General features: G+C 65.5%; 28 protein-coding genes and 1 pseudogene. 13 read left to right on the forward strand and 16 right to left on the reverse strand.

Features of this window, described 5'->3' with window-relative positions; translation table 11 throughout:
• Window positions 1–80 precede the first annotated feature (80 nt).
• Window positions 81–3,143: an excinuclease ABC subunit UvrA gene (gene uvrA, locus ACQR1I_RS15285; protein WP_434867118.1), complete on the forward strand. Its 3,063-nt coding sequence runs from the start codon at window positions 81–83 to the stop codon at window positions 3,141–3,143.
• A 190-nt stretch (window positions 3,144–3,333) separates the two neighbouring features.
• Here uvrA and ACQR1I_RS15290 read toward each other — a convergent pair whose 3' ends face one another.
• From ACQR1I_RS15290 to ACQR1I_RS15300, 3 genes are all read right to left on the reverse strand, one after another.
• Entirely contained in the window at window positions 3,334–3,630 is a 297-nt protein-coding gene (locus tag ACQR1I_RS15290; protein ID WP_434867117.1) for a DUF1963 domain-containing protein, read from the reverse strand.
• A 134-nt stretch (window positions 3,631–3,764) separates the two neighbouring features.
• Complete coding sequence (locus ACQR1I_RS15295; RefSeq protein ID WP_434867116.1) at window positions 3,765–4,067, reverse strand: hypothetical protein; 303 nt, start codon at window positions 4,065–4,067, stop codon at window positions 3,765–3,767.
• Window positions 4,068–4,241: 174 nt separating this feature from the next.
• Entirely contained in the window at window positions 4,242–5,234 is a 993-nt protein-coding gene (locus ACQR1I_RS15300; protein ID WP_434867115.1) for a lipase family protein, read from the reverse strand.
• A 274-nt stretch (window positions 5,235–5,508) separates the two neighbouring features.
• On the opposite strand from ACQR1I_RS15300, the gene ACQR1I_RS15305 reads away from it, so the two are divergent.
• Window positions 5,509–6,153 carry an HAD hydrolase-like protein gene (locus ACQR1I_RS15305; RefSeq protein ID WP_434867114.1) on the forward strand — a complete coding sequence of 215 codons (645 nt, stop codon included), beginning with the start codon at window positions 5,509–5,511 and terminating at the stop codon, window positions 6,151–6,153.
• A 34-nt stretch (window positions 6,154–6,187) separates the two neighbouring features.
• Here the strand turns inward: ACQR1I_RS15305 and ACQR1I_RS15310 are convergent, their stop codons facing one another.
• The 4 genes from ACQR1I_RS15310 to ACQR1I_RS15325 form a co-directional block, all read right to left on the reverse strand.
• Entirely contained in the window at window positions 6,188–7,123 is a 936-nt protein-coding gene (locus ACQR1I_RS15310; protein WP_434867432.1) for a cytochrome D1 domain-containing protein, read from the reverse strand.
• Between the two features lie 241 nt (window positions 7,124–7,364).
• Entirely contained in the window at window positions 7,365–7,931 is a 567-nt protein-coding gene (locus tag ACQR1I_RS15315) for an SRPBCC family protein (protein WP_434867113.1), read from the reverse strand.
• A 105-nt stretch (window positions 7,932–8,036) separates the two neighbouring features.
• Complete coding sequence (locus ACQR1I_RS15320; RefSeq protein WP_434867112.1) at window positions 8,037–8,720, reverse strand: UPF0149 family protein; 684 nt, start codon at window positions 8,718–8,720, stop codon at window positions 8,037–8,039.
• Between the two features lie 610 nt (window positions 8,721–9,330).
• On the reverse strand, window positions 9,331–11,400 hold the full coding sequence (locus tag ACQR1I_RS15325; RefSeq protein WP_434867111.1) for a methyl-accepting chemotaxis protein: 2,070 nt from the start codon (window positions 11,398–11,400) through the stop codon (window positions 9,331–9,333).
• 198 nt (window positions 11,401–11,598) lie between these two features.
• On the opposite strand from ACQR1I_RS15325, the gene ACQR1I_RS15330 reads away from it, so the two are divergent.
• From ACQR1I_RS15330 to ACQR1I_RS15340, 3 genes are all read left to right on the forward strand, one after another.
• Window positions 11,599–11,877, forward strand: a complete 279-nt coding sequence (locus tag ACQR1I_RS15330) for a DUF2312 domain-containing protein (RefSeq protein WP_434867110.1) — start codon at window positions 11,599–11,601, stop codon at window positions 11,875–11,877.
• A 154-nt stretch (window positions 11,878–12,031) separates the two neighbouring features.
• Window positions 12,032–12,376 (forward strand): zinc ribbon domain-containing protein YjdM, encoded by a 345-nt coding sequence (locus ACQR1I_RS15335; protein WP_434867109.1) that lies wholly within the window; start codon window positions 12,032–12,034, stop codon window positions 12,374–12,376.
• A 75-nt stretch (window positions 12,377–12,451) separates the two neighbouring features.
• On the forward strand, window positions 12,452–12,643 hold the full coding sequence (locus ACQR1I_RS15340; RefSeq protein WP_434867108.1) for a hypothetical protein: 192 nt from the start codon (window positions 12,452–12,454) through the stop codon (window positions 12,641–12,643).
• 13 nt (window positions 12,644–12,656) lie between these two features.
• On the opposite strand, the gene ACQR1I_RS15345 is transcribed toward ACQR1I_RS15340, so the two are convergent.
• Window positions 12,657–13,625 (reverse strand): VOC family protein, encoded by a 969-nt coding sequence (locus ACQR1I_RS15345; protein WP_434867107.1) that lies wholly within the window; start codon window positions 13,623–13,625, stop codon window positions 12,657–12,659.
• Window positions 13,626–14,085: 460 nt separating this feature from the next.
• On the opposite strand from ACQR1I_RS15345, the gene ACQR1I_RS15350 reads away from it, so the two are divergent.
• Together ACQR1I_RS15350 and ACQR1I_RS15355 are read left to right on the forward strand one after the other, a co-directional pair.
• Window positions 14,086–14,301, forward strand: coding sequence for a hypothetical protein (locus tag ACQR1I_RS15350; RefSeq protein ID WP_434867106.1), 216 nt, complete (start codon window positions 14,086–14,088; stop codon window positions 14,299–14,301).
• Window positions 14,302–14,528: 227 nt separating this feature from the next.
• Window positions 14,529–14,759, forward strand: coding sequence for an FmdB family zinc ribbon protein (locus ACQR1I_RS15355; RefSeq protein WP_434867105.1), 231 nt, complete (start codon window positions 14,529–14,531; stop codon window positions 14,757–14,759).
• Between the two features lie 22 nt (window positions 14,760–14,781).
• On the opposite strand, the gene ACQR1I_RS15360 is transcribed toward ACQR1I_RS15355, so the two are convergent.
• From ACQR1I_RS15360 to ACQR1I_RS15395, 8 genes are all read right to left on the reverse strand, one after another.
• Entirely contained in the window at window positions 14,782–15,213 is a 432-nt protein-coding gene (locus tag ACQR1I_RS15360; protein ID WP_434867104.1) for a Rieske (2Fe-2S) protein, read from the reverse strand.
• A gap of 94 nt (window positions 15,214–15,307) precedes the next feature.
• Window positions 15,308–16,030, reverse strand: a complete 723-nt coding sequence (locus tag ACQR1I_RS15365; protein ID WP_434867431.1) for a DUF3750 domain-containing protein — start codon at window positions 16,028–16,030, stop codon at window positions 15,308–15,310.
• A 132-nt stretch (window positions 16,031–16,162) separates the two neighbouring features.
• Window positions 16,163–16,900, reverse strand: a complete 738-nt coding sequence (locus ACQR1I_RS15370; protein WP_434867103.1) for an SH3 domain-containing protein — start codon at window positions 16,898–16,900, stop codon at window positions 16,163–16,165.
• Window positions 16,901–17,030: 130 nt separating this feature from the next.
• A complete protein-coding gene (locus ACQR1I_RS15375) occupies window positions 17,031–17,177 on the reverse strand; it encodes a hypothetical protein (RefSeq protein WP_434867102.1) in 147 nt (48 codons plus the stop codon).
• Between the two features lie 21 nt (window positions 17,178–17,198).
• Entirely contained in the window at window positions 17,199–18,161 is a 963-nt protein-coding gene (locus ACQR1I_RS15380; protein ID WP_434867101.1) for a hypothetical protein, read from the reverse strand.
• A 130-nt stretch (window positions 18,162–18,291) separates the two neighbouring features.
• Window positions 18,292–19,107 (reverse strand): DUF2066 domain-containing protein, encoded by an 816-nt coding sequence (locus tag ACQR1I_RS15385; RefSeq protein WP_434867100.1) that lies wholly within the window; start codon window positions 19,105–19,107, stop codon window positions 18,292–18,294.
• A gap of 25 nt (window positions 19,108–19,132) precedes the next feature.
• On the reverse strand, window positions 19,133–19,429 hold the full coding sequence (locus tag ACQR1I_RS15390; protein WP_434867430.1) for a copper-binding protein: 297 nt from the start codon (window positions 19,427–19,429) through the stop codon (window positions 19,133–19,135).
• Window positions 19,430–20,276: 847 nt separating this feature from the next.
• On the reverse strand, window positions 20,277–21,128 hold the full coding sequence (locus ACQR1I_RS15395; RefSeq protein ID WP_434867099.1) for a 3-hydroxybutyryl-CoA dehydrogenase: 852 nt from the start codon (window positions 21,126–21,128) through the stop codon (window positions 20,277–20,279).
• A 329-nt stretch (window positions 21,129–21,457) separates the two neighbouring features.
• Between ACQR1I_RS15395 and ACQR1I_RS15400 the strand changes: the two genes are divergently transcribed.
• From ACQR1I_RS15400 to ACQR1I_RS15425, 6 genes and pseudogenes are all read left to right on the forward strand, one after another.
• Entirely contained in the window at window positions 21,458–21,904 is a 447-nt protein-coding gene (locus ACQR1I_RS15400; protein ID WP_434867098.1) for a hypothetical protein, read from the forward strand.
• Window positions 21,905–22,015: 111 nt separating this feature from the next.
• Window positions 22,016–22,480, forward strand: coding sequence for a DUF2231 domain-containing protein (locus ACQR1I_RS15405; protein WP_434867097.1), 465 nt, complete (start codon window positions 22,016–22,018; stop codon window positions 22,478–22,480).
• Window positions 22,477–23,817 (forward strand): annotated as a pseudogene (locus ACQR1I_RS15410) (PQQ-dependent sugar dehydrogenase). The gene ACQR1I_RS15405 and the pseudogene ACQR1I_RS15410 overlap by 4 nt, the downstream one beginning before the upstream one ends.
• A gap of 38 nt (window positions 23,818–23,855) precedes the next feature.
• Complete coding sequence (locus ACQR1I_RS15415) at window positions 23,856–24,053, forward strand: hypothetical protein (RefSeq protein WP_434867096.1); 198 nt, start codon at window positions 23,856–23,858, stop codon at window positions 24,051–24,053.
• A 118-nt stretch (window positions 24,054–24,171) separates the two neighbouring features.
• Window positions 24,172–24,384 (forward strand): hypothetical protein, encoded by a 213-nt coding sequence (locus ACQR1I_RS15420; protein ID WP_434867095.1) that lies wholly within the window; start codon window positions 24,172–24,174, stop codon window positions 24,382–24,384.
• A gap of 91 nt (window positions 24,385–24,475) precedes the next feature.
• Complete coding sequence (locus ACQR1I_RS15425) at window positions 24,476–25,279, forward strand: DUF72 domain-containing protein (protein ID WP_434867094.1); 804 nt, start codon at window positions 24,476–24,478, stop codon at window positions 25,277–25,279.
• Window positions 25,280–25,290: the final 11 nt, after the last annotated feature.

The raw sequence follows: 25,290 nt of genomic DNA on the forward strand, positions 1-25,290 counted from the left end.
TTCCCTCTGGCGTCCGATGGCCGGCTTCCGGCGAACGCGCCTGCAACGATGGCGCGTCACAGCGCCGTGGGACGATCGTCATGGATGAAGTGCTCAAGGCCAAGCAGCGCGCGCAAGCCAACCAGTCGAGCCTGCGGGCGATCACCATCCGCGGCGCCCGCGAGCACAATCTCAAGAACATCGACGTCGAGATTCCGCGCGACAGACTGGTGGTGTTCACCGGCCTGTCCGGCTCCGGCAAGTCCTCGCTCGCCTTCGACACCATCTATGCCGAGGGCCAGCGCCGCTACGTCGAATCGCTGTCGGCCTATGCGCGCCAGTTCCTGGAGATGATGCAGAAGCCGGATGTCGACCAGATCGACGGGCTGTCGCCGGCGATCTCGATCGAGCAGAAGACAACCTCGAAGAATCCGCGCTCCACCGTCGGCACCGTCACCGAGATCTACGACTACATGCGCCTGCTCTGGGCGCGCGTCGGCGTGCCCTATTCGCCGGCCACCGGCCTGCCGATCGAGAGCCAGACCGTGTCGCAGATGGTCGACCGCGTGCTGGCGCTGCCGGAAGGCACGCGACTCTATCTGCTGGCGCCGGTCGTGCGCGGACGCAAGGGCGAGTACAAGAAGGAGCTCGCCGAATATCTCAAGAAGGGCTTTCAGCGCGTCAAGATCGACGGCACCTTTCACGAGCTCGCCGAGGCGCCGACGCTCGACAAGAAGTTTCCGCACGACATCGACGTCGTGGTCGACCGCATCGTCGTGCGCCCCGACATCGGCCAGCGCCTCGCTGAAAGTTTCGAGACCGCGCTGAAGCTCGCGGAAGGCCTGGCCGTTATCGAATTCGCCGACCCCGCCCCCTCCTCGTCATCACCGGGCCGCGCCGAAGGCGCGAGACCCGGTGATCCATCCCCTTCAAAGGAGATGGATGGCCGGGTCAAGCCCGGCCATGACGATAAGAAAAAGGTGGCAAAAATCCACGACAAGAGCGGGCCCGAGCGCATCCTGTTCTCCGAAAAATTCGCCTGCCCGGTCTCCGGCTTCACCATTCCCGAGATCGAGCCGCGGCTGTTCTCGTTCAACAATCCCTATGGCGCCTGCCCGGAATGCGGCGGCCTCGGCGTCGAGCAGCATGTCGACGCCGACCTCGTCATTCCCGACAAGGACGTCACCTTGCGCAAGGGCGCGATCGCGCCCTGGGCCAAGTCGTCGTCGCCCTACTATCTGCAGACGCTGACCGCGTTGGCCAAGTTCTACAAGTTCACGCTCGACACCAAGTGGAAGGACCTGCCGAAGAAGACGCAGAACGCGCTGCTGCACGGCTCCGGCGATGACGAGATCAAGTTCACCTATGAGGACGGCGTCCGCGCCTACGACACCAAGAAGCCGTTCGAGGGCGTCATCACCAACATCGAGCGCCGCTTCCGCGAGACCGAGAGCGAATGGGCCCGCGAGGAGCTCGGCAAATACTTCAACGACGTGCCCTGCGCCGGCTGCAATGGCTTTCGGCTGAAGCCCGAGGCGCTGTGCGTCAAGGTCGGGGCTAAGCACATCGGTGAGATCTCCGATCTCAGCGTCAAGGCCGCCGGCGAATGGTTCGCCGAGGTGCCGAAGCAGCTCAACGCGCAGCAGACCGAGATCGCCACCCGCATCCTGAAAGAGATCCGCGACCGCCTCACCTTCCTGCTCGACGTCGGCCTGAACTATCTGACCCTGGCGCGCTCCTCCGGCACTTTGTCAGGCGGCGAGAGCCAGCGCATCCGCCTGGCCTCGCAGATCGGCTCGGGGCTGACGGGCGTGCTCTACGTGCTGGACGAGCCGTCGATCGGCCTGCACCAGCGCGACAACGCGCGCCTGCTCGATACCCTGAAGCGGCTGCGCGACCTCGGCAACACCGTGATCGTCGTCGAGCACGACGAGGATGCCATCCGTCTCGCCGACTACGTGCTCGACATCGGCCCCGGTGCCGGTACCCATGGCGGCAACATCGTCGCCGAGGGCACGCCGGCCGAGATCATGCGCAATCCGGCATCGCTGACCGGCAAATATCTGACCGGCGAGTTGGAGGTGGAGGTGCCCGAGCGGCGGCCGCCGAACCATCGCCGCACCATCAAGGTCATCAACGCCCGCGGCAACAATCTCAAGAACGTCTCGGCCGAGATTCCGCTCGGCCTGTTCACCGCCATCACCGGCGTCTCCGGCGGCGGCAAGTCGACCTTGCTGATCGACACGCTCTACAAGGCGATCGCGCGCAAGCTCAACGGCGCCAGCGAGGGCGCCGCGCCGCACGACCGCATCGAGGGCCTGGAGCACATCGACAAGATCATCGACATCGACCAGTCGCCGATCGGCCGCACCCCGCGCTCGAATCCCGCGACCTATACCGGCGCGTTCACGCCGATCCGCGAATGGTTCGCCGGCCTGCCGGAGTCCAAGGCGCGCGGCTACGAGCCCGGCCGGTTCTCGTTCAACGTCAAGGGCGGCCGCTGCGAGGCCTGCCAGGGCGACGGCGTCATCAAGATCGAGATGCACTTCCTGCCCGACGTCTACGTCACTTGCGACGTCTGCAAGGGCAAGCGCTACAACCGCGAGACGCTCGACGTCCTCTTCAAGGGCAAGTCGATCGCCGACGTGCTCGACATGACCGTCGAGGAGGCCGCCGAGTTCTTCAAGGCGGTGCCGCGCGTGCGCGACACCTTCGAGACCCTACGCCGCGTCGGCCTCGACTACATCCATGTCGGACAGCAGGCCACCACGCTGTCCGGCGGCGAGGCGCAGCGCGTCAAGCTCGCCAAGGAACTGTCGAAGCGCGCCACCGGCCGCACGCTCTACATCCTCGACGAGCCGACGACGGGCCTGCATTTCCACGACGTCAAGAAGCTGCTGGAGGTGCTGCACGAGCTGGTCGCGCAGGGCAACACGGTGGTCGTCATCGAGCACAATCTCGAGGTCATCAAGACCGCCGACTGGGTGATCGACCTCGGCCCCGAAGGCGGCGACGGCGGCGGCGAGATCGTCGCCTGGGGCCCGCCCGAAGACATCGTGAAAGCGCCGCGCAGCTACACGGGACAGTTCCTGAAGCCGGTGCTGGAGAAGTCAGCCAAGCCGAAGAAGCGCGGGCGTGGCGCCGCGAGCGAGGCGGCGGAGTAGTTCCGCCACCCCGTCATTGCGAGCGAAGCGACGTGTCCGCCGAAGCCCCTTGGGCGTAGGCGGAAGCAATCCAGAGCTGAGCGGGAGACTCTGGATCGCTTCGTCGCTCCGCTCCTCGCGATGACGATGGGACGACGGGCTTGCGCGCCATGCGAGAGCCTGCTGCTTGGTACGAATGCTAAGTCGTGCATCAGTTCGATTGAACAAACGACTCGGACTCGAAGCAACCAAAACACAGGAAGACGTAGATCATCCCGCAATCCGCGATGCATATCTCGTCATTGATCGAGTCGAGTTGCCCGTAGAACGTCATCTTGACCCGGCGGGTCTTGCAGGTCGGCCATTCGTCACCCTGGATGAAATCGGGACTTCCACCGAGCTGGTGCCTGCGCCCGATCGGCTTTGGCGCCCATTTGAAGGGCGGCATTTCGCGCGCGGCGTCATCCAACGGTTCGGGGGTGAGCTGAAACGGCGGAATGACTTTCATGCGTGGGTCCGCTGGACTTCGAGGTGATGACGGCTCGCTCCAGCCTATTGTCTACCGCCCGGAAGGCAACGACAAACCCGCCGCTCGGCTAAGAGCGACGGGTTCGATCGAACGACCCTAGCCTTCGGCGAAGATTACCACTGCCGGTAGACGCCGGTCAGCGTGCCATTGTTGTTGCCCTGCGGGCCGACATCGCCCTGGGTCGAGCTCGGGGTCGGATGGTTGGTGCCGTTGTAGCCGCGGCCCCAGGTCGCCGGACCCGGTCCGTAGACGGGCCCAGGTGCGGCCCCGTAGACCGGCTCGGAATCGGTGGTCGCCGGCGGCGGAACCCAGGCCATCGAGTCACCGTAGCGGGCATAGTCTTGGGCGGACGCGGCGGCGGTGCCGATGACCAGTGTCGCGGCGGCCAATGCGGCCATCTTGATCGTGCGTTGCATGTCGGTCTCCTTGCTTTTTGTGCGGGGTCAACGGCCGCACTGCGCAAGGCGTTCCTGCACCGCACACTCACAAAAATCGTGATGACGAGTTGATCGGCGTATTTTGCCGCACCCCTTGCAGGCCTGCGGACGCAGGCCTGCAAGCTGAAACGCGACGTGCGTCGACGCAGAGACCTAGGCCGCCACGGCGACCGCGCGCGGCCGTGCCACGCCGGTCTTGGTGACGCCCGGCAGCGGCGGCGCAGCGACGCCGGTTGCATGCGGGAAGTACTGCAGCTGCATCGAATGCATGTAGCCCGCTTCGGCGGTCCAGGAATCGTTGGACTCCGCGATCGGCGCAGTCGTGAACGGATCCGGGTTGCTCGGCACGATGGCCGTGTAGGTTGGGATGGTCAGGCTCAGCGCCTCCAGCGGAAGATAGATCGAGATGTAGTTGGTATCCTTCAGCACCGGCCCGGGCGCCGGATAGGTGCCGAGAATGCCCTTCAGGTTGGCCCAGCCCATCGGCACGACGTCGTTGCTGTTGACGGCTGCGTAGTAGGTGTAGGCCGATGCGAAGCTCGTCGCGAACCCGTCATTCCACATCGTTGGGCAGGCAAAGGTGTGCGGCCACAGCGTGAACGTCATTGATGAATTCAGCTTCGGCAGCTGGTCCTGCAGCCAGGCCGTCGCCACCACGGCCAGGGCGCCACCGAGGCTGTGCCCGGTCACCATCAGCTGCAGGTTCTGCTTGGCGGCGACGCCACGCAGATAGTCCAGCAAGGAGAGGCCGGTTGAGGGATCTGTCATCCCGATCGCCAGCGCCAGCGCATCGTTGATCCCAGCACTGATCTGCTGCGGCGCGCCGGCCTGCTGCGGATACAGCCATGGCACGAGGTAGAGCGCGTCGGCATCGGCCAGCACGTTCTCGAACGCCGCGCCGACCGAGCCATCGACATCGGTGCCGCGAAATGCCAGCGCGTAGCTGCCGTCCTTGCCTTGCGCGACATAGGCCAGCACGCCGTTGTTGACGGCCGGTCCCCAGCACAGCGTCCACGGACCATTCGCCGCACCCGACGGCACGGCGCCGAGCAGCTTGGTGAAATCGGCGGGCTGAACGGTATCCAGGGCGTCGTCGATATAGGCGAAGTAGGACAAATAGGCAGCAGCAACCTTGTTGAGGGCCATGTGAAATCTCTCTCGAAAGGGGTTCGTTGAAAAAACTTCATCAAATTGCGCGCGACCAAGTGATCGGCACGACGTCACCATAGGTGCAGTACACTTCGCGCGCACATCACAACATGTTCAACCCGAGGTTATCGAACCGGAAGGCAGGAGCGCAGCACCCATCAACGCATCTGATTGCGCCGGCGCCGCACGGTTGCTAAGTCGCAGATCCCCTGACAGCGTGCTCGGGATCTCCTTCACACCCCGCTCATCAGACAAATCTTCACGCGGTCCGATGCCCTACTCCCTTGTCATCTTCGATCTCGACGGCACGCTGTCGGACAGCTTTCCCTGGTTCCGGCTGCATGTGAATGCGGTCGCCGAACGCTTCGGCTTCCGCCAGGTGAAGGACGAGGATGTCGACGGGCTCCGCCATGCCTCGACGCGCGAGATCCTCGACTTCCTCGCGGTGCCGCGCTGGAAGCTGCCGTTCATCGCCCGGCACGTGCGCAAGCTGAAGACCGCGCATGCCGCCAGCATTCCGCTGTTCGACGGCGTCGAGAGCATGCTCGACACGCTCGCCGCCCACGGCATCCGGCTCGCGCTGGTGTCCTCCGACTCCGAAGCCAATGCACGCCAGAAGCTCGGATCGCGCGCCGGCCTGTTCGCCGATTACGACTGCTCCGCCTCGGTGTTCGGCAAGGCGCGGAAATTCCGCCGGGTCGTGAGACGCGCGCGGGTCGCGCCGGGCGCTGTGATCGCGATCGGTGACGAGACCCGCGACATCGAGGCCGCGCGCGCCGCCGGCATTGCGTTCGGCGCCGTTACCTGGGGCTACGCCGCGGAGAAGGCGTTGCGCGCCCACCAGCCGGAGCTGGTGTTCACGCAGGTCGCGCACATCGCCGAGCAGCTGCTGGCTGCGCCGAAGCAAGATCGCTAGCCGCGGAGCATGATCTCGTGCGTGCCGACGAGCTTCAGCGCCGCAGGAATGAGCCGAACGCGCGCGGACCGTCACCGACCTTGATCTCACCCGCGACCTTCAGCGCTCCGACGTCGATGACGCTGAGGATGTTGCTCTCCCAATTGGCAACGATGACGCGCTGGCCGTCGGCGGTGGCCTCGATGCCCTCGGGATAATCGCCGACCGTGATGCGCTTCACCGGCTGCAGGCTCGCCAGATCGAACACGCTGACCGTTCCGTCATATTGGTCGGTGACGAACCCCCTGCCCTGGGCCAGCGCGACCGCATAGGGCCGCAAGCCCACCTTGACGCGGCCGATCTCGCGCCGCTCGGCGAGATCGATCACCGAGACGTCGTTGGAGCCGACATTGGCGGTGTAGGCGCGCTTGCCCTCCCCATCGATGGTCACCCCGAACGGCCGCGTGCCGACCTTGACGGTCGCAAGGCGCTGGCGCGTGGCGGTGTCGATCACCGAGACCATGTCGTCGTCGCGGTCGGCGGACAGCAGCAGCGTGCCGTCAGGCGTCACCGCGAGGCCAGAGGGCGACGCGCCGACCGCGATGCTCGCGGTGACGGCACGGGTCTTGGCATCGATCACGCGGATCGCCGCGTTGTACCAGTCGGCGACATAGACCGTGGCCCCGTCGGGCGCCACCGCGATCCCGAGCGGCCCGCCGCCGACATCGATGCGCGCCGTCACCTTGCGCTCGGCAGCATCGATCACGCTGACCGTCTTGTCGTCCGGGCTCGCGACATAGGCAAAGCGGCCGTCGGCCGCCACGGCCACCCCGGCCGGCTTGCCCCCGATCGGAATGGTCGCCACCGGCTTGGAGGTCGCGAGATCGACGATGGTGAGATCGTCGCTGAGCTGATTGGTGACGAAGGCTTCTTCGGCGTGGGCAGGGATGGCGAAGCAGGTGAGCAAGGCTGCGAGCAGAAGAGTCGGGATCCGATACGAAAAAAGAATAGCACTAGAGCGGCCCCTCTCTCGCGGCTTGCTCGGTGCACCTCGCCCCGCTTGCGGGGAAAGGTCGGATTGCATCGTCAGATGCAATCCGGGTGAGAGGGTACAGGTCTCAGCACGCCCACTTCCCGTGCGTCTGCCCCTCACCCCAACCCTCTCCCCGTAAGAACGGGGAGAGGGAGCGCACTGCGTGCTGAGCGCCATGAGCGTCCCCCACCCGCGCTCGTCAGCTCCCGCTCTCCACCTTCTTCTTCAGGCCCTCCAGGCCGCCCTTGTACAGCCCGGTCACCGCGTTGATCGCGGCCTCGTCGCTCAGTTCCGGCGGCGGGTCGTTGTTAGGGAAGCCGCGATAGAAGGCGCCGGTCCATTCGACCACGCTGCCCTTGCCGTCGGCGCTCGGCGTGACCGAAATGGTCGAGGCGTAGTTCGTCACCGGCAGCACCTTCACGTCGACGGCGGTGATGCGGTACGAATAGCTCATCTTGTCGGCGTCGTATTTGTAGAGCTCCTCGTCGACGGTGGCGCCGCCCTTCAAGGTCAGCTTGCGCGTGGCGCCGACCTCGTTGCCCTTGTCGCCCTCGGTCTTCTCGACAGGGCCGAGCCAGCTCATGTCCTGGAAGTTGCCCATCACCGCCCACACCTTGGCGGGCGCGGCGTTGATCTCGACATGCTCCTGCACCTTGCGCCGGGTCGGGCCATGCGCATCCGCCGTCAAGATCGTGAATGTCAGGGCCGTCGTTCCGATCGCGAGCGCTGCCACAGCCGTCAGCGCCTTGCCGAACACCATCCTCATCTCGTTTCCTCAGGTCGTTCTCATTGGCCCGCGCATCCGGCGCGGGCGGCCCATCTTTGCACCGCTCCGGATTGTTGCAACAAAAAAGACCGTCCTGCCGCCGCCTCAATTCGCGCCGCAGCAGCGCTTATATTTCTTCCCGGAACCGCACGGACAGGGATCGTTGCGGCCGATCTTTCCCAGGGAAGCAAACGGATTGGGACTGTCTTCGAAGGAGGGCGTGCCGGGCAATGGCGCCCCGCTTTGGCGGTATTGATACAGGGTCAGAACCGCATCGCGGATGTTTCTCGGCGCGTTGCGACTGAGATTCCGATATTCGACGGGATCCGGATTTTCGTCGAGTGTCGCACCGATCATCATCCCCAGGCCCACCGCGGCCATCGCAACTTCGCCGCCCACCCGCTCATAGGCATCGAACCGCCGGCGACGCAGGTCCGTGGCTGCCGCAAAGCCGTCGATCCACAGCTCCCAGACCACATCGCCGTCGGGTTCGATCGGAAAGCGTGGCTGATACCGCTCGGGCTCGCGCGCCAGTGTGCGCGCGATGTCGTCATGATAGGCCCTTACGAGGTCGAGCACCGTATTCGCATGATCGATGCTCGCAAACACCGAGCGTTGTCCCTTGCCGAGCCCGAACGCGGCTGCGAACCACTCGCCGGGCGGCACCATTTCGGGCAGGATCAGAAGGCCGGCGATGAAGCCGTCGAGCTCCTCCAGCACCATCGCCCGGTCGTCGAGCGCGAGCAGCGCCTGCTCGAGCGCTTCATGAGGGTTGCCCTGCTCCGTCATCTGCACCGACCTGATTTGCCCGACGACCAGGCTAGGCGGCCGCCAAGCAATGGGTTTGACACCAAACCAGTCGCGCGCGCAAAATCTAAATTTCAAAGCGCGATCATCGGCATCACACCTGTCCAGTCCTGTCGCGAAAAATATTCCGCTTTCGTATTTATCGAATTTCGGTTTTCCTGTCGCCGTCCCGTCCTCACGAGAGGGGCGCTTCGCGGTCGTCACGGGCGTGGAGGGCGGGATGCGATGGACGTCACGGCCCCGGTGCTTTTGCGCAGACGACGGGCGTCGTGGCGGACGGCGAAATCGTGTGGTCCTGACCTCCCGACGCTGAGGTCAAGCCGGCGTCGATGCTCATGCAGCGCGCCGGCGACGGTGGCCAGAAAGCCCGGCGCACCGAGGAGAGCACGTATAAGCCGGTAGAAACCGTCGCGCAGGGAAGGCCGGATGTTCGGCCAATCCTGTGGTTCCTGCCGCCTGCATTTTTTTTCGCAGGCGGGCCATGGGTGCGGCCTGCACCCGGCCTTCCCTGCGCCCTCTCTGTTCGAGAAGGCGTGACATGAGCAACACCCGGGCGCTCGATGCGTCGCGGGATCGAGGCTGCTTGTCGATGCTACGCGCGCCGAACCGTCCCCAGGAAGCCTTCCACCGCGACGCGGAAGCGATCGGCGTCGGTGGACATGCGGCGCACCGAATCGACCATCGCCGCGCCCGCATTGCCGGTCTGGCGGTTGAGCGCTGCGACCGAGCCGATCGTGTCGGTGACGGCGCGGGTGCCCTGCGCGGCCTGCTGGAAGTTGCGGGAGATCTCGGTGGTGGCGGCGCGCTGCTGCTCGACCGCGGCGGCGATCGCCGTCATCTTCTCGTCGATGCCGGCGATGTTGCCGCTGATGCCGCGGATCGCCTCGACCGACTCGCCGGTGGCGGCCTGGATCTCGGCGATCTGCCGTGTGATGTCATCGGTCGCGGTCGCCGTCTGCGACGCCAGGTTCTTGACCTCGCCGGCGACCACCGCGAAGCCGCGGCCGGCCTCACCGGCGCGGGCCGCCTCGATGGTGGCGTTGAGCGCCAGCAGGTTGGTCTGGCTGGCGATCGCGGTGATCATCTTGACCACCTCGCCGATGCGATTGGCGGCACGGTCGAGCATCTCGACAGTGGCGTTGGTCTTCGCCGCCCGCTCGACCGCCTGGCGCGCATCGGCTGCGGAGGCCTGCACTTGCGCCGCGATCTCGGACACCGAGGCCGTCAGTTCTTCGGTGGCGGCGGCGATGGTCTCGAGATTGGTCGTCGCTGTCTCCGCCGCGCTGGCGACGGCCGTCGTCTGCTCGGTCGATTCGTCGACCAGCTTGCGCACGTCGCCGGCGCTTTGATCGAGCTGGCCGGTGGAGTTGCCCATGCTGACGATGACCGCCTGCACGGTGTCGTCGAAACTCCGGCAGGCGCTGTCGATCGCCTGCGAGCGCTCCAGCCGCTTGCCCTGGTCGAGTTCGCGCTCATTGGCCAGCCGCTCGGCCGTGGCGGCGCTCTCGCGCAGGCCTTCGAGCGCCGCGGCCATCGCGCCGAACTCGTCGGCATGGGTGAATTGCGGCACCTTCGTCTGATAGTCGCGCCGGCCGATGTGGTCGATCGCCTGCATCAGCGCCGCGACCGGACGCACCAGGCGGACGCGCACCGCGCGCAGCGCCGCGGCCGCGACCAGCAAGGCGATGACGAAGGCCATCGACTGCATGATCAGGCTGGTCAGCGCCGCCGCCCTGATCGCCTCCGCCCGCGCGATGGCGCCGTCGAGCGCGGTCATGCCGATGGCGATGATGCCGGCGAACGGGCCCTGACAGAACGCATTCCATTCCGGCGCTGGCATCGCCGGCTTGCCGCTGCCGTCGAAGCCCTTGGCGAGCTGGTCCATGCGCTGATGCGCCGCCTCGACCTCACCGCGCGACGACTTGACCACAGACGCAAGCCCGGAGCCGCCGGTGCCCGCCAAGAGGTCGTCGAGCCCCGCCCAGCCGGCGCCAACGGTGCCGCGCCATTGCGCGATGGTGGCCTTCTGGGCGTCGTCGAGCGGCTTGGAGCTGTTGATGTTCGGCCGCAACGCAGAGCATTGCAGCCCATAGCGGTCGCGGACCTGCCAGGCGAGGCGGCGGGCCTGCACCATCCTGGCGATCTCCGGATCTGTCATCCAGGCGCGGTTGGAGACGGCGAGAGAGGCGGCGTTGGCAGTGTCCAGCGTCTTGGTCATGGCGTCGTACCACGCTTGGGTCCGCGCCAGCACCCGCTCAGCCTTCGGCTTGGCGGCCTCGTCGAACAGCAGCTTGAACTGCGGCACGGTGGCGTCCCAGTTCGCCTTCAGCCTGGCCACGAGATCGTCGCGCTCGGGCATGTCGACGCCGGCGAGCGCGGCGGCGATGCCAGCGTAGCCCTTGGCCTCGATGCCCTGGTATTCGGTGAGCTTGGCGCGCGGATCGTCCTCGGCGAGCAGCACGCTCTGGATGTCGCCGCGATGGGCGCGCATCACCAGAACGTTCTGGAAGATCGCCTTGTCGGCCGCCGTGAGCTGCTCCGTCGCCACGCTCTCGCGATAGCGACCCGCAGCGCCGCTCATCAGGATCGCCGTCGACAGCAGGATGCCGGCCGCCAGGACCGACAGGAGCACCATCAGCAGGGTGCTGACCGATTTCTTCATCACGCGCCGCCTCACACACCGTAAAGTGGCAGAATGACGCAATTACACAAATTCTTCCTTAACCATGTGGCGGCACCGGCGGCCGCCCGGTTCCGCGTTAAGCACGTCGGACGCGCCGCTGTGGGCAAGGCCTCCGCGTTAAGACATTGGCAACGAACTGCCGCGCATTTTCGCAGTCCCATTAGTACAGGAGTCACCATGTCAGAGATCGGCATTCCCGGCGCGCGCATTCGGTCCTTCGTCGAGCGGATCGAGCACCTCGACGGCGAACTGGCGGAGCTGAACGAACAGAAGAAGGAAGTGTTCGCCGAGGCCAAGGGCGAGGGCTTCGACGTCAAGATCCTGAAGGAGATCATCAAGCTCAGGAAGCAGGACCAGGACGAGCGCGACGAGCACGAGACGCTGCTCGATACCTATCTGCGGGCGATGGACGCGGCCGAGCCGGCGGCGAAGGCGCCCGAGCGCAAGGCGGCGTGAAGCGAGGCACGCTCGGCCAGCGACATCTCGACAACGACAGCGCGCGATGGCTCTGCAACGCGCGCTGTGACTGCTGCCGCAGGCGATTTTCCTTGCCCGGTTCCATGCCAGCCTCTAACGCTGCGCCACGCTTCTGCCCGCGCCCGAGGATGAGATGACCGACGCAGTGACCTGCCCGCAATGCCGCTCCGAGCACGCCTATCAGGACGGCGCGCTGTGGGTCTGTCCGGAATGCGGTCACGAATGGAGCGGCGACGCGCCAGCCGCAGCCGCGGACGATACGAGCATCCGCGACGCCAACGGCAATGTGCTCGCCGACGGCGACAGCGTCATCGTGATCAAGGACCTCAAGGTGAAGGGCTCGTCGTCGGTGGTGAAGGGCGGCACCAAGGTGCGCAACATCCGCCTGCAGGAGGCCAGCGACGGCCACAACATCGCCTGCAAGATCGACGGCATCGGCCAGATGAACCTGAAGTCGGAGTTCGTGCGCAAGGCCTAGCGCCGAGGTCTAGCGCAAAGCCTCCCGGAACATTCCCGACGCCGCCGCGTTCGGATCAACAACGGGAGGACGGCCATGCTGACGGACGACCAGATCGCGACGCTTTCGGATATCGGCCAGGCGATCGCCTTCTCGCCCCAGCGTCAGGACGAGATCGACGGCCTGATCCGCGAAGGCTACGTCGCCAAAGATGGCGACATCTACGAATTGACGGCCAAGGGCCAGAAGGTGCTGACCGATCGCGGCGCCGGCCTCAACGAGGCTTGAGGCACGGCTCGCGTCACACCCGGATGAGCCTGACCTTGGTGCCCCACGGATCTGCCGTCTCGAACCCGTCGGGCATCGCGACCAGCACGGCCCCCGCCTGACGCAACCGCGCCTCCTGCCCGGCGAGCAGTTCCTCGCCCCTCACCTCGAACGAGAACCACGACAGACCCGTCGAGCCATCATCACGCCGGCCGGCGCCGGCGCTGCGCCAGGTGTTGGCGCCGATGTGATGGTGGTAGCGTCCCGATGACAGAAAGGCCGCGCGATCGATCGTCCGCGTCGTATTGAGCCCGATCAGGGACGTGTAGAAGCCGCTCGCCTGGCTGATGTCGCCGACCTTCAGATGCACATGGCCGATACGCAGGCCGTCGGGCGCGCCGGCGTAGTTGCTGGTGCGCGTATCGGTCAACGCCACGAGGTCGTCGATATCAAGCTGTTCGGTGCCCATTCGGACGACGCCGTCCTGCCACTGCCAGAGCTCCGGCGCCCGGTCGGCATAGACCTCGACGCCGTTGCCCTCGGGGTCATCGAGGTAGACGGCCTCGCTCACATTGTGATCGGCGAAGCCGGTCAGCGGCGTGCGGTTGCGCGCGACATGCACCAGCCAGCGCGCGAGATCCTTGCGGGTCGGCATCAGAAACGCGGTGTGAAACAGGCCGGCGGCGCGCCGCGATTCGCGGCTGGCGCCCGGACGCGGCTCGAGTTCGAGCAACGGCACGCCGCCGGCGCCGAGGCGGACGGACGTCTCGGTCCGCTGCAGGATCGAAAGGCCGATCACGTCGCGATAGAAGGCGGCGACCTTGTCCGAATCGTTCACCCGCAAGGTGACCATGCCGATGCGGATCGGCGTGCGGCTGGCGAAGGTCGGGCCGGCGACGGCGCTCTCCCCGCCTTCGGCCCGGGCCGCGGCGATGGCGGCCATCGTCATCGACGAGACGCCGGCCAGCTTCAGCAACGCACGACGCGTGAAATCGGCAGTCATGAAATTCCCCCAGAATGATCCGTCTTCCTACGGAACCGTTCGGCCACCGCGCAAGTCCAAGGCCACGGCGAGCCGCTCACGTGCGTGTGAGCCCCTGCTCGCCGTACTCCGAATTCGGAACCCGGCGGTAACTCAGCCCTGCCGCCTTATCCGAAAGGCAGCTCAAGAGCGCTGCAGAAAAAGCAGCGACTGCCGCTTGTTTGACATCGCTGGATGCGGTTGCCCGCAGTCATCGCAGACAGCTGCCGCACGACACCAACAGCGCAACTCATCAGCACCGGAAGAGCACGGGCAGCAGCGAACTCAACGTGACCTCGGCGGCGATCTCATCACGCATCTGTCGCCCTGAGGTAACACCGTAACAATCCTTTCCGTAGCTGAGCGGCCTGGATTCATCCGTTGGCATGAACTCTGCTTTCGTTGTCTTCACCGGGTCCAACTCTTTGGAGGCAGAATCAACGTGCTCGTCACTCTCGTCGCAATGCTCTGCAACGGCCAGCTCTGCATGGAGAAGGTCGTCACCAACAGCGAGATGTCCGGCATCACGATGACATCATGCGCAGTCAACGCGCAGATCGGAATCGCCGACTGGATGTCCAAGGGTCCCTATCACGAGTGGCGTCTTCAGAGTTACAAGTGCGTCGCCGGCAATTACGTGCCCAAGACACACGCATGATCCCCTGGGCGGCTGGTATCCGGCTCGGAGCCAGCCGCCGGCTTGATATAAGCGAGGGCATGTCGACTGTTGGACGCAGGCTTCGTCGCATTCGAAACAGACGATGGAGCCAAGAGACGCCGTTCGTATGCGAATGAGCGTGATTGAGCCGCGAAGGGTGCGTTCCGCGCGGTCTCCATGCTGGCCCGCTTCATGCAATGCCCATCCCGCCAACGAGGGGATGCGCCATGCCGTTCTACAGCTTTCATTGCCCAGCCTGCGCTGAGGACGTCGAGCTCTTGATCGGGATCTCGGAAAAGCCGCTATGCCCGACCTGCGGCGGCCGCAAGCTCGTCCGGTTGCCATCGCTGCCGGCGCCCCCGGCGCGCAGCCCTGGCCTGATCAAGGCGGCGCGGGCCCAGGCAGCTCGCGAGGGCCATTTCAGCAACTACAGCCGCGCGGAACGGAAGAAGCGCTGACGCCTGGCGGGGCCGCCGCCGATCAGTCGGAGGTGATATGCACCTCCGGGACGGTGTCCGAGGGATCGTCGATATCGAGACCATCCTCCTCATCGAGATCGATGTCCGACAAACAGATGTCGCCGTCGTCGATGACGAGTTCGATCGCCGTCAGCGCCTTCCCCTGACAAGGCCCCGCGAAGCACTGTCCGCTGTCGAGATCGAACATCGCTCCGTGCTGACTGCATTTGAGGAAATTGCCCTCGTCGTCCATGACCTCGCCAAGCCGTTTGTCGAGGCGCGCGCCCTCGTGCGGGCAGACATTCTCGAATCCGTAGAAATTGTTGCCCTTGCGTGTAACCAGGATCGGCCAGGGCTTGGCGGGGCCGTCGGGCTCGCGTCGCTGCAGGACGAAGGCCCGCGCCCCACCATCCTCCACCTCATAGGTCGTGCAGATCGCAAACAACGTGCTCATCGCCAGCCTCCTCTGGCGCATACACGACATTGAACGCGCCCGAGAAAGGTCCGCAGCAAGCGACATGCCAGCCGTCGCGACATGAGCGTCGGCCTCACGCCAGGGGCATGCCGAGGCGCCCGATGCCGGGCAACTTGAGTGCAGGCCGCCGCATGTCGACACCGAGAACGCCGCCGAAGAAGTTGAGTTCGAAACCTTCGATCCAGCCCACCGTCAGTCCGAGATAGCCGCCCAGCGAGAGGAACAGGCCGGTCCCGGAGGCCGTGCGTCCCCACCACCGCTCGTAAGGGAAGTCCTTGCCGATCGCGGTCGGCGGCAGCACGGCGTTCAGCTCGGGGACGGCATTCAAGGCCGCCTGCACGAAGGTGTTGGAATTCGGCCCCGGCCAGGCGTTGTAGTCGCCATAGGAGCGGAAGCGATAGGTCTCGATCACCTTGCGGATCTTCGGGATCACGCGTTCGGCGTCGTCACCGTCGACGACCAGAACCGTTTCCGGCAAAGCTCCGAACCAGCGTCCGTCCGGCGCGAAGCCGTCGACCCGGACCGGCTCGCCCCAAGCCGTGTAGTCGTAACGCGTATAGCGCGCCGCGCCGTGTTCCTTGACCACGATCCAGGTGTGGACCGCAAAGATCCCGCGCCAGCGCACCGTCCGCGCAGCGAACACCCGCACGATCGCGTCGACATGATCCTGGGGCGACGGCAGCAGCCCCGCGCTCGAGCGATCCGCGGTCTGCCAATTGCCGCGGCGGTCGCCGCGCAGATAGTTCGCGGCCGACAGCGAGAGCGGAGCGATGATGAGCAGCAGGAAGACGAGCACGAGCTTTTTCACGACGGACGAACGATGACACAGATGCTGGTGACTCGCATGTAGTCATCGTCCCGGCTTTCGCCACCGGCTGGACGCGCGCCGCTACGATCCTACGCTCGCCTGCCCCGCTGGCGGGCGACGTCAATGGCGGTGAAAACCGCCCCCGCCGCCGGATCGACCGCCGCCGCGCATGCCGCTTCCGCCACCGCGTGGAGCATTCATCATCGCGCTGCCTCCGAAATGATGACTTCCGCCAAGTTGCGACAGGCCGCCGACCATCCGCATTTGCGCCCGCGCGCCCTGCGGCGGACCGCCGGTGGGAGAGACGGCGACCGCGACCGGCCTTACTCCGGGACGGCCGGCAACCGGCGCCGGCGAACCGGCCACCGCCCCCGGGGCGCCCACCGGGTGCGCGCCCCCGCCCGGGCCGGCAGCACCCATGTTGGGCTGAGGCGGAGTTTGAGCCATAGCAGGCGGCTGACGGTTCCAGTAGCGGTTCCAGAACGCGTGGCGATGATACCAGGGCCGCCCGAAGTAGAAGCTGCTCCAATAGGTCGTCAGCACGAACGGAGCGACCGGCACATACTCCACGTATTCCGGGAGATAGACGTAGGACTGGCCATTGAGATAGGCGAGAGCTCTTGCCGCTACCCACCCGCGCTCCCCCGCCAAGCTGACATCGCACCACGCGCCGCCTTCGATGCAGCCATGGATGGTGACACGCGTGCCGGCCGGAATGCGCTCGACGGCCGGAAACCCGGATCCGGGTCCAGCGCGCATCGTGGCCGAACTGCGCACCAGACCGGGGGCGGCTGCCGCCATCGATGCGGGGGCGGCGATCAGCAATGCCGCGACGAGACACGTTCTGAGCTTCACCACGAGCACCTCCTGGCCGTTTCCTCAAGCGATCGCGCCACCACACGCGCTTCGCATCGATCAGGACGTGATGGTGACGGGCTATCGCGGCAACCTCACGGCGCTTCGGTGGAGATGGTGATCACAGCCCGCCTCATTGAACACGCTCGAAGGTGGGAAGGTCATTGCTTGGCTTCAGCGGCGCGACCTCAACCTTGACCAAGGCCGGCGTCGACACGAACCACAGGGCGGCAATCGCGGCCATCGCGGCCGCCACTGCAAGAGCGGATATCTGCTTCATCGGTGTTATCCCGCAAGCCGATCAATGGCTGATGATCACGCCGTGCCGCTGCCTGGACGGATGGTCGGCGGCGACGAGCGCCTGCACGTCGCTGGCGATGACGGCCTCCGGGAGCGGGACCGGCTCGAGACCTGCGAAGCGGCGATAGAGCGCGCCCATGATGCCGCCATAGGCCAAGGCCGGGAGCAGCAGGAAGGTCACCGGAAAGACCGGCATGAACGGCATGATCAGCAGAACGAAAGTCACCGCCATGGCCGCACCGATCCCGGCATATTCGTAGCCGCGCTGCCTGCTCAACGCGCGTGCGATGTGGTGCAGGGCGAGCACGAAGATGGCCGAGGGCACGCTCGTTGCGACCAGGATCGCCATGAACATCTGAGCCGGAATCGCTGCCGCGAACAGCGGCCCGGTGCCGTCGGCAAGCCGCGACGGCAGCAGCAGCGAAGTGATCGTGAACGACAAAATGGCCGTCAGCACGGCGGGCATGGTCGACGCAATTGCGACCGCGGCCACCGATGAGCGGACCCGGATCGGACCGTCGAACGTCAGTGGAGCGGGCGCAGCGTCCCCTGCAACGGCACCGTCGGCGCCGCGGCCGCCCCGCGCTGGTGCAGGAATCAGCCCTGCGAATTGATGGTAGAGAAAGCCGCAGATCATGCCGGCGACCGTCGGAAGCAAACCCAACGTCAGCACCACTCCTCCCGTGCCCGGCAATTGCGTCGCGCTGCTCTGGATCTCGATCGCGTAGCTCGCGGCCGCCATCGCACCGCCCATTAGCCCGTAACCGAGCCGGCTCGCAATCCGCGCCTGCTGCAGCAGCCAGTGGCCGGCAAACAGCAGCGCCGCATCCGTGATGATGCGCTTGGCGTAGAGCATGACGACCTGATCCGGCACCGGAAGCTCAGGCGGCGACGCTGCCTGCAGACCGAGCGCGGCCATCGCGACGAGGCCCCCCTCGACCATAGCCAGCGGGATCAGAGCCACGAAAAGCGCTCGTGGTGAATTCCTGACGATGTACATGCGCCCCTCCTGGGCATTCACCGTAGGAGGGAAGGATTACCGTCAGGGCGATGAGAATAGTAAAATGCGATGGATCGCGCGGCCGGACGTCCGCTCACGGCGCACCGTTGCCGGACTGGATCTGCGCGGCGCGGCCCAATGCGCGGCGAAACGTGTCGTCGAATGTCGCGCCACGAAGCCGCCAGCGATGCTCTGTGCCCGCCGCATCGAGCTGCCATTGCGACACCCAGCTAAGCTCTGCATCGTCCCATGTGAGGTGACCCCGCAACGTCACTCCGGCGCCCGACAACGTTCCCGCGTCCGGCACCGGCGGAAGCTCGGCGCCAACATCGACGCGGCTGGCCTGCGCGACGGTCGGAAGCACCAGATCGAGGCCTCGCTTGCCGGCTGCCGCGCGCAGCGCGTCGCGTTGCAGGTCAGACTGCCGATCGTCGGAGACAACGAGAAAGCTCCGGCTGCCGTTGGTCATGACGACGATCACGCCGATCGGCAATCGCGCCGCCAGCCATGGCTTCACACCGAGCTGAGCGAGCAGATCGTCGATCCTGGCGCGATCGAACGACACGGTGAGGTCGTACGGCCGGTCGCGTGTGCCCTGCTCATCGTGCTTCGGCTTGCCCGACATCTGGTCGTGATAGTCGAAACCGGTGACGAACTCCGCGGCCCGTGCCTTCAACGGTACGAGCCTCGCATCACCGCTCAACTGGAATGCGCCGGACACCTTGATCAGGACGTCTTCGAGGCAGGCCGCAAAGCCGACGCGGCGATTGTCCTCGCCCTGCCCTGTGACGACGGTCTGGGCCCTATAGAGATCGTCGGTCGCGGCCTTTGCAGCATCGCAGAAACCGACGAGCAGCCACAGTCCGAGGCACCATGCGCCGCCATGCCAGAGGAAGCCCCGCTGCCGCATCCTGTCCTCGTGAAGCCCAGGGGGGTTATTTCTGCCGATCAAGCTTGATGATGGTCTTGGCACCGCTGCCATCGGACGTCGAGAATGTGACCCGATCGCCGGCGTGGACCTCCTCGATCATCGCATTGTCCTTGACCTTGAACTCCTCGGCCGCGGCGACGTTGGCGCCGACGGTTCCATTCTGAACCCGCTTGATGGCCACGGTTCCATTGAGCCGGTTGATGCCCGTCACCACGCCCGTGGCGCCCTGCTCCGCAGCAAGCGCAGGCAGGCCCGACACGAGCGCCGCGATGGCGGCCAAAGTGATCGTTGTTGCTTTCATCGCTGTTCTCCCGCTGTCTGGTTCGCGGCAGACAAGACGCCGCAAATCCGTTTGGTTCCCGACGATGGCGTATCCGGTCTCACCATAATCGCACATGAACGACGCAGTTTGAAGAGAGCGGCAGACCAGCAGCGGTGCCTGCATCTCGTCGATCGACTTGCAGATTCGAGTTCAACGAGCATTTCGAACTACACGACCGCCCGCGCCACTCGGCTCACGCCAAGCTGCACGACGCATGTCGTCATTCCCTTTGATTTGTAGTCAATTGTGGCGCGGTTTTGCTGTCTGCGTTGCGTCGCCGCGGAAAGCAATGCGGTAACAGCCAATTCATCATTGCGTCATGATGCGCCTTGACAGCGACCTTCGACAGGAGGACCATTACCGACGTTGTTCATCGCGAGGATCGTCCAGGGCGCCCCCGTCACGATCGAACAACAATACAATGATGACGAGGAGGTTTGATGACTCCACCTCCGTACCCGATCCGCTGAGTGCGATAGTTTCGTTTCGGGCCATCGCATAGCGGCAAACCACGAACGGCACGCCGGGCCCGGGCTTAGCGGGCTGCATCAGCAAGGCATGGCCCCTTGCCCGCCCGGCGCTGTGCCGTGATGATTCGGACAACAGCGGCGAGGCGACGAGATCAGCGGTCTCGGCGCAATTTGGCGCGATTGTCTCCCTTAGGGCGTGCCGTCGCGCTCGGACCCTGCTGTCGCCTGAGCAAGGGCGCTCGTCCCCTGCAAATGCTCGTTCGCAGCTCTATGCACCTTCGGCCGCGTGGCGACGGGCTCGTGGCCCGTCGTCGCGCAAGCTCATTCTGCCCACCGTCAGCGGCTGCCCGAAGCCGCTACTTCGCGTAGTCGTAGAAGCCTTTGCCGGTCTTACGGCCGAGCTGGCCGGCTGCGACCATTTCCTTCAGCAGCGGGGCCGGACGATATTTCGGATCGTTGAAGCCATTGTAGAACACCTCCATCACCGACAGCATCGTATCGAGGCCGATCAGGTCGGCCAACGCCAGCGGGCCGATCGGATGATTGCAGCCGAGCTTCATGCCCTCGTCGATGTCGGCGGCCGTTGCGATGCCTTCCGAATACGCGAAGATCGCCTCGTTGATCATCGGGCACAGGATGCGGTTCACCGCAAAGCCCGGGCTGTTCTTGGCGGTGATCGCGACCTTGCCGATCCGCTTGGCGAAGTCGACCGCCGCGGCGTGAGTGGCGTCGGAGGTCTGGAGGCCGCGGATCAGTTCGAGCAGCGCCATCATCGGAACGGGATTGAAGAAGTGCATGCCGATGAAGCGATCCGGCCGGTCGGTGGCGGTCGCAAGCTTGGTGATCGAGATCGACGACGTGTTGGTGGCGATCACCGCCTCCGGCTTCAGGCTGGCGCAGAGATCCTTGAGGATCTTGAGCTTGAGCTCCTCGTTCTCGGTCGCGGCCTCGATGACGAGATCACAGGTCGACAGCTTGGCCTTGTCGGTGGTGCCGGTGATGAGCGACAGCGCCTTGTCCTTGTCGGCGGCCGTCATCTTCTCCTTTTTGACCAGGCGGTCGAGGCTCGAGCCCAGCGTGGCCAGGCCGCGTGCCACCGCCTGCTCCGAGATGTCGACCATGACGATCGGCACGCCGGCGGCGGCGCAGACCTGCGCGATGCCGTTGCCCATGGTGCCCGCTCCGATGATGCCGACCGTCTGAATCATTGCCGCTCTTCCCTCTGGTTCTACCCGGGCTGATGCGCCCGCTCTCTGGCGTGCTGCTTAACAGGCTATCGCGCCGCCCGGTAGACCCTGGCGGACCGTCTGCGCCAGGTCAGCGAAGCGGCACGGGCCCCCGGTACAATCGGGCCTTGCGACCGTTTCGGCCAGCGTGTGAGCTGCTCCTGCAGGGAGCGTCGTCCAGGCCCCTCCTCCCCGAGCGCTATTCAGTGCCTCGACCGCGGCTCTTGCGACAGGAACGGATGCGAGTGCCTCTCGTTGGTTGTCCGTTCGGCGGCCGCTTCCGCCGAGCGCACCGTATGGAGGCGCACGATATGAACGGCGGAGCTGCAACATTCTGGGGTTGGGGCCTCGGCATCGTCATCCTCGGCCTCGTCCTTGCTTTTGCGGCCACGCGGGCCGGACGGCTGAGACCTGGAGAGCGCGCGCAACTCGATGAGAATACACGTGCGTCGCTCGCGGCTCACGACCGGGCGGAGCGCGGCACCGGCGCCGGGTCGCGCGTTCCGGGCATGCAGAGCAACACACCGTACGCCTTGTTGATTCCCATTGTCGTGGTCGCCGCCGCCATTGCCCTGATGTTCTGGTCGTTCGCCGGCGACAAGGCGCCACAGCAAGACGCACAGAAAACCGATCAGCAGACCACCGGCAACGCCGCGCCGAAGCAGAGCGCGCCGGCGGCCGCGGCGCCGACCGCGCCGGGCAACGACACCGCAGGCGACAGCGCACGCGGCAATGGTCCGCTGAACAAGAGCCGCTGAAGTTCGTCAGGGCAACGTACCACATGCCCTGAGCGGCTTCGTTCGAACGCCAGCAGCGGCAAGGTCTCGTAGCGCGAGCCCTTGCTGACAACACGCTCCGAGGAGACCGCCTTGGCGACCGCCGAAACGAACCATCCCGCTCTGGAGCCGACGGCAGCCATTGCCGGGCATCCGATCCATCCCATGCTGGTGCCATTCCCCATTGTCTGCTTCATCGGCGCTCTCGTCACCGACATCACCTATTGGCGAACCGCCGAGATCATGTGGGCCGACACCTCGGCCTGGCTGCTCCTGATCGGCCTCGTCATCGGCGTGCTGGCTGCTCTGGCCGGCCTCATCGACGTCCTCGGCAACCGGCTGATCCGGTCGCAGACGCCGGTCTGGCCGCACATGATAGGCAACCTGATCGTGCTGGTGCTGGCCTTCTTCAACAACCTGATTCATTCGCGCGATGCCTGGACGTCGGTGGTCCCGACCGGGCTCATCCTGTCCCTGGTGACGGTCCTGATCCTGCCAGTCACTGGCTGGCTCGGCTGGGCGCTGGTGTACCGTCGCCGCGTGGGAGTGGCCAAATGAGAACCGTCACCTCACACCGACTTGCGCCACTGCTCGCAGCGCTGCTGCTCGGAACGACCGCGTTCACCCTGACGGGCTGCAACGAAGGCGGCGACCCCAAGGCGGAGGTCGGCGGCAACGTCAAGCTGCCGTCGTTGACGCAGTATCTGGTCCCGCCGATGAACATCGCGAGCGTCGTCGGCTGGAAGCAGGGCGAGATGCCGAAGGTTGCTCCGGGGCTGAAGATCGAGGCGCTCGCCACCGGCCTGCAGCATCCGCGCGAGCTCTACACGCTACCGAACGGTGACGTGCTGGTCGTGGAATCCAAGGCGCCGCCGGCTCCGCCCGCGAAGCGGCCGAAAGACATCATCATGGCGTTCGTCGAATCGTGGGCGACATCGGGCGGCAGCACCGGACCGAGCAACCGTGTCACCCTGCTGCATGACGCCAATGGCGATGGCGTGCCCGAGCAGAAGAGCGTCTTCATCGACCACATGAACTCGCCGTTCGGCGTCGCCCTGGTCGGCAACGATCTCTACATCGCCAACACCGACGCCATCGTGCGATATCCCTACACGCCAGGCGAAACGCAGATGAAGGATCCCGGCACGACGCTGACGTCGCTGCCCGGCGGTCCGATCGATCACCACTGGACCAAGAGCCTGACGGCAAGCCCGGATGGCCGGCTGCTTTATGTCGGCGTCGGCTCCAACAGCAATATCACCGAGAACGGGATGGAGGCCGAGAAGAACCGCGCGGCGATCCTCGAGGTGGACCGCAGCTCCGGCCGTTGGCGCATCTTCGCCAGCGGCCTGCGCAATCCGAACGGGTTGAGCTTCGAGCCGCAAAGCGGCGCCTTGTAGACCGTCGTCAACGAGCGCGACGAGATCGGTCCCGATCTGGTGCCGGACTACATGACCTCGGTGAAGGACGGCGGATTCTATGGCTGGCCCTACAGCTACTACGGCCAGCACGTCGATCCGCGGGTGCGGCCACAGCGGCCTGACTTGGTCGAGAAGGCAATCGTGCCGGACTACGCGCTCAGCTCGCATGTCGCCCCGCTCGGCATGACCTTCTACACGGCCGACGCGCTGCCGCAGGCCTATCGCGGCGGCGCCTTCGTTGGCGAGCACGGCAGCTGGAACCGCACGCCTTTGAACGGATACAAGGTCGTCTACGTTCCCTTCAGCGGCGGCAAGCCCAACGGCGAAGCGCAGGACGTTGTCACCGGCTTCCTCAACGATCGCAACGAGGCGCGCGGGAGGCCGGTCGGTCTTGCCGTCGACAAGACCGGCGCGCTGCTGATTGCCGACGATGTCGGCAACACCGTGTGGCGCGTCACGGCAGCGGGCAGTTGATCCGCGAGTTGCAAGGCCGTTCGATCATGGAGGATGCAATGGGACTGGCTCAATACGCGATCGTCGCCGTCGACGACCATTGGAGCGTGCTGCACGACGGCAACGTTCATGGCGACTATGCGACCAGGGAAGCGGCGTTCGAATCGGCCGTCGCAGCCGCGACGCTGGCGATCAAGCAGGGCCACGAGGTCCACCTGAGCGTGCCCGGCAACGACCCCGAACGTTCCAACTATTGACCCGTCGCCGCCGGTTCCCGCACAACGTCCCCCGATCGTGATCTGCACGCTAACATGGCTTAGCGACAGCACAGCGCGGCTGATCGAGACTTCCGCTTGCTGAACAGGAGGTCTTGCGATGGCGGTCAAGCGGAACAGGCGCAAACAGACGATCTCTTTCGAGGAACGTCTGCGTCAGGCGGCGGCAGAAGCCCGGGAGGCAGCGCGGCTGCTGCCGATCGGAGCCGAACGTGACAGCATGCTGAAGAAGGCGCTTCAGGCCGAGACTGCGGCCCACATCAACGAACTGCTCAGCGCGCCGCCGCGCTATGACGTCGCCAATTCGCGCTGAGAGCTATAACGAGTCCTGCATCGCGCCCGTTCGGAACCTTGGCGGATGTCGAAGCTTCTGCGTCTGAGACCACGCGACGCAGGAACATCGCATGACGAGGATCATGATCGGTACCTCGGGCTGGGACTACGGATCGTGGCGCGGCGCGTTCTTTCCGGCCGGCCTGCTGCTCAGGCACCAGCTTCCCTACTACGCGACCCAGTTCGACACCACCGAGCTCAATGGCGTGTTCTACCGCACGCCAAGCGAGGCGGCCGTCCGCGGCTGGCGCGACCAGACCGGGCCGGGCTTCGTATTCGCCTGGAAGGCGTCGAAATTCATCACGCATTGGAAGCGCCTGTCCGAGCGGTCGGTCAACAGTCTCGAACTGATGGAGAGCCGGCTGGCGCTGCTCGGCGACAAGGCCGGCCCGGTGCTGTTTCAATTGCCGCCGCAGTTCGAAGTCGATGCCGATCGGCTGAAATCCTTCCTGGCGCTGCTGCCCGGCCATCGCCGCTACAGCTTCGAATTCCGTCATCCGAGCTGGTACAGGCCGGCCATCCTGCGCCTGCTGAAAGATGCGAACGTCTCGTTGTGCCTTTCCGATCATCACGACGCGCCGGCGCCGTGGCGACGCACCGCCGATTTCGTCTATGTGCGCGGCCATGGGCCAGGCGGCCGCTACAAGGACAGATATCCCGACGCGACGCTGGCGGATTGGGCCAAGCGCATCAAAGGCTGGTCCGCGCGTGGCGTCGATGTCTTCGTCTACTTCGACAACGACCAGAAGAGCGCGGCTCCGTTCGATGCGTTGCGGCTGCGCACTCTGATCGAGCAGCCTCGCAGCCGTTCACGGCCTCCGGCGCGCAGCGCTTCGGAACTGCGCGCCCGGCTTCCGGTTGTGTCCTCGACCTGACATGAGAGGAC

It is taken from the genome of Bradyrhizobium sp. HKCCYLS2038 (assembly GCF_051167655.1).
Taxonomy (GTDB): Bacteria; Pseudomonadota; Alphaproteobacteria; order Rhizobiales; family Xanthobacteraceae; genus Bradyrhizobium.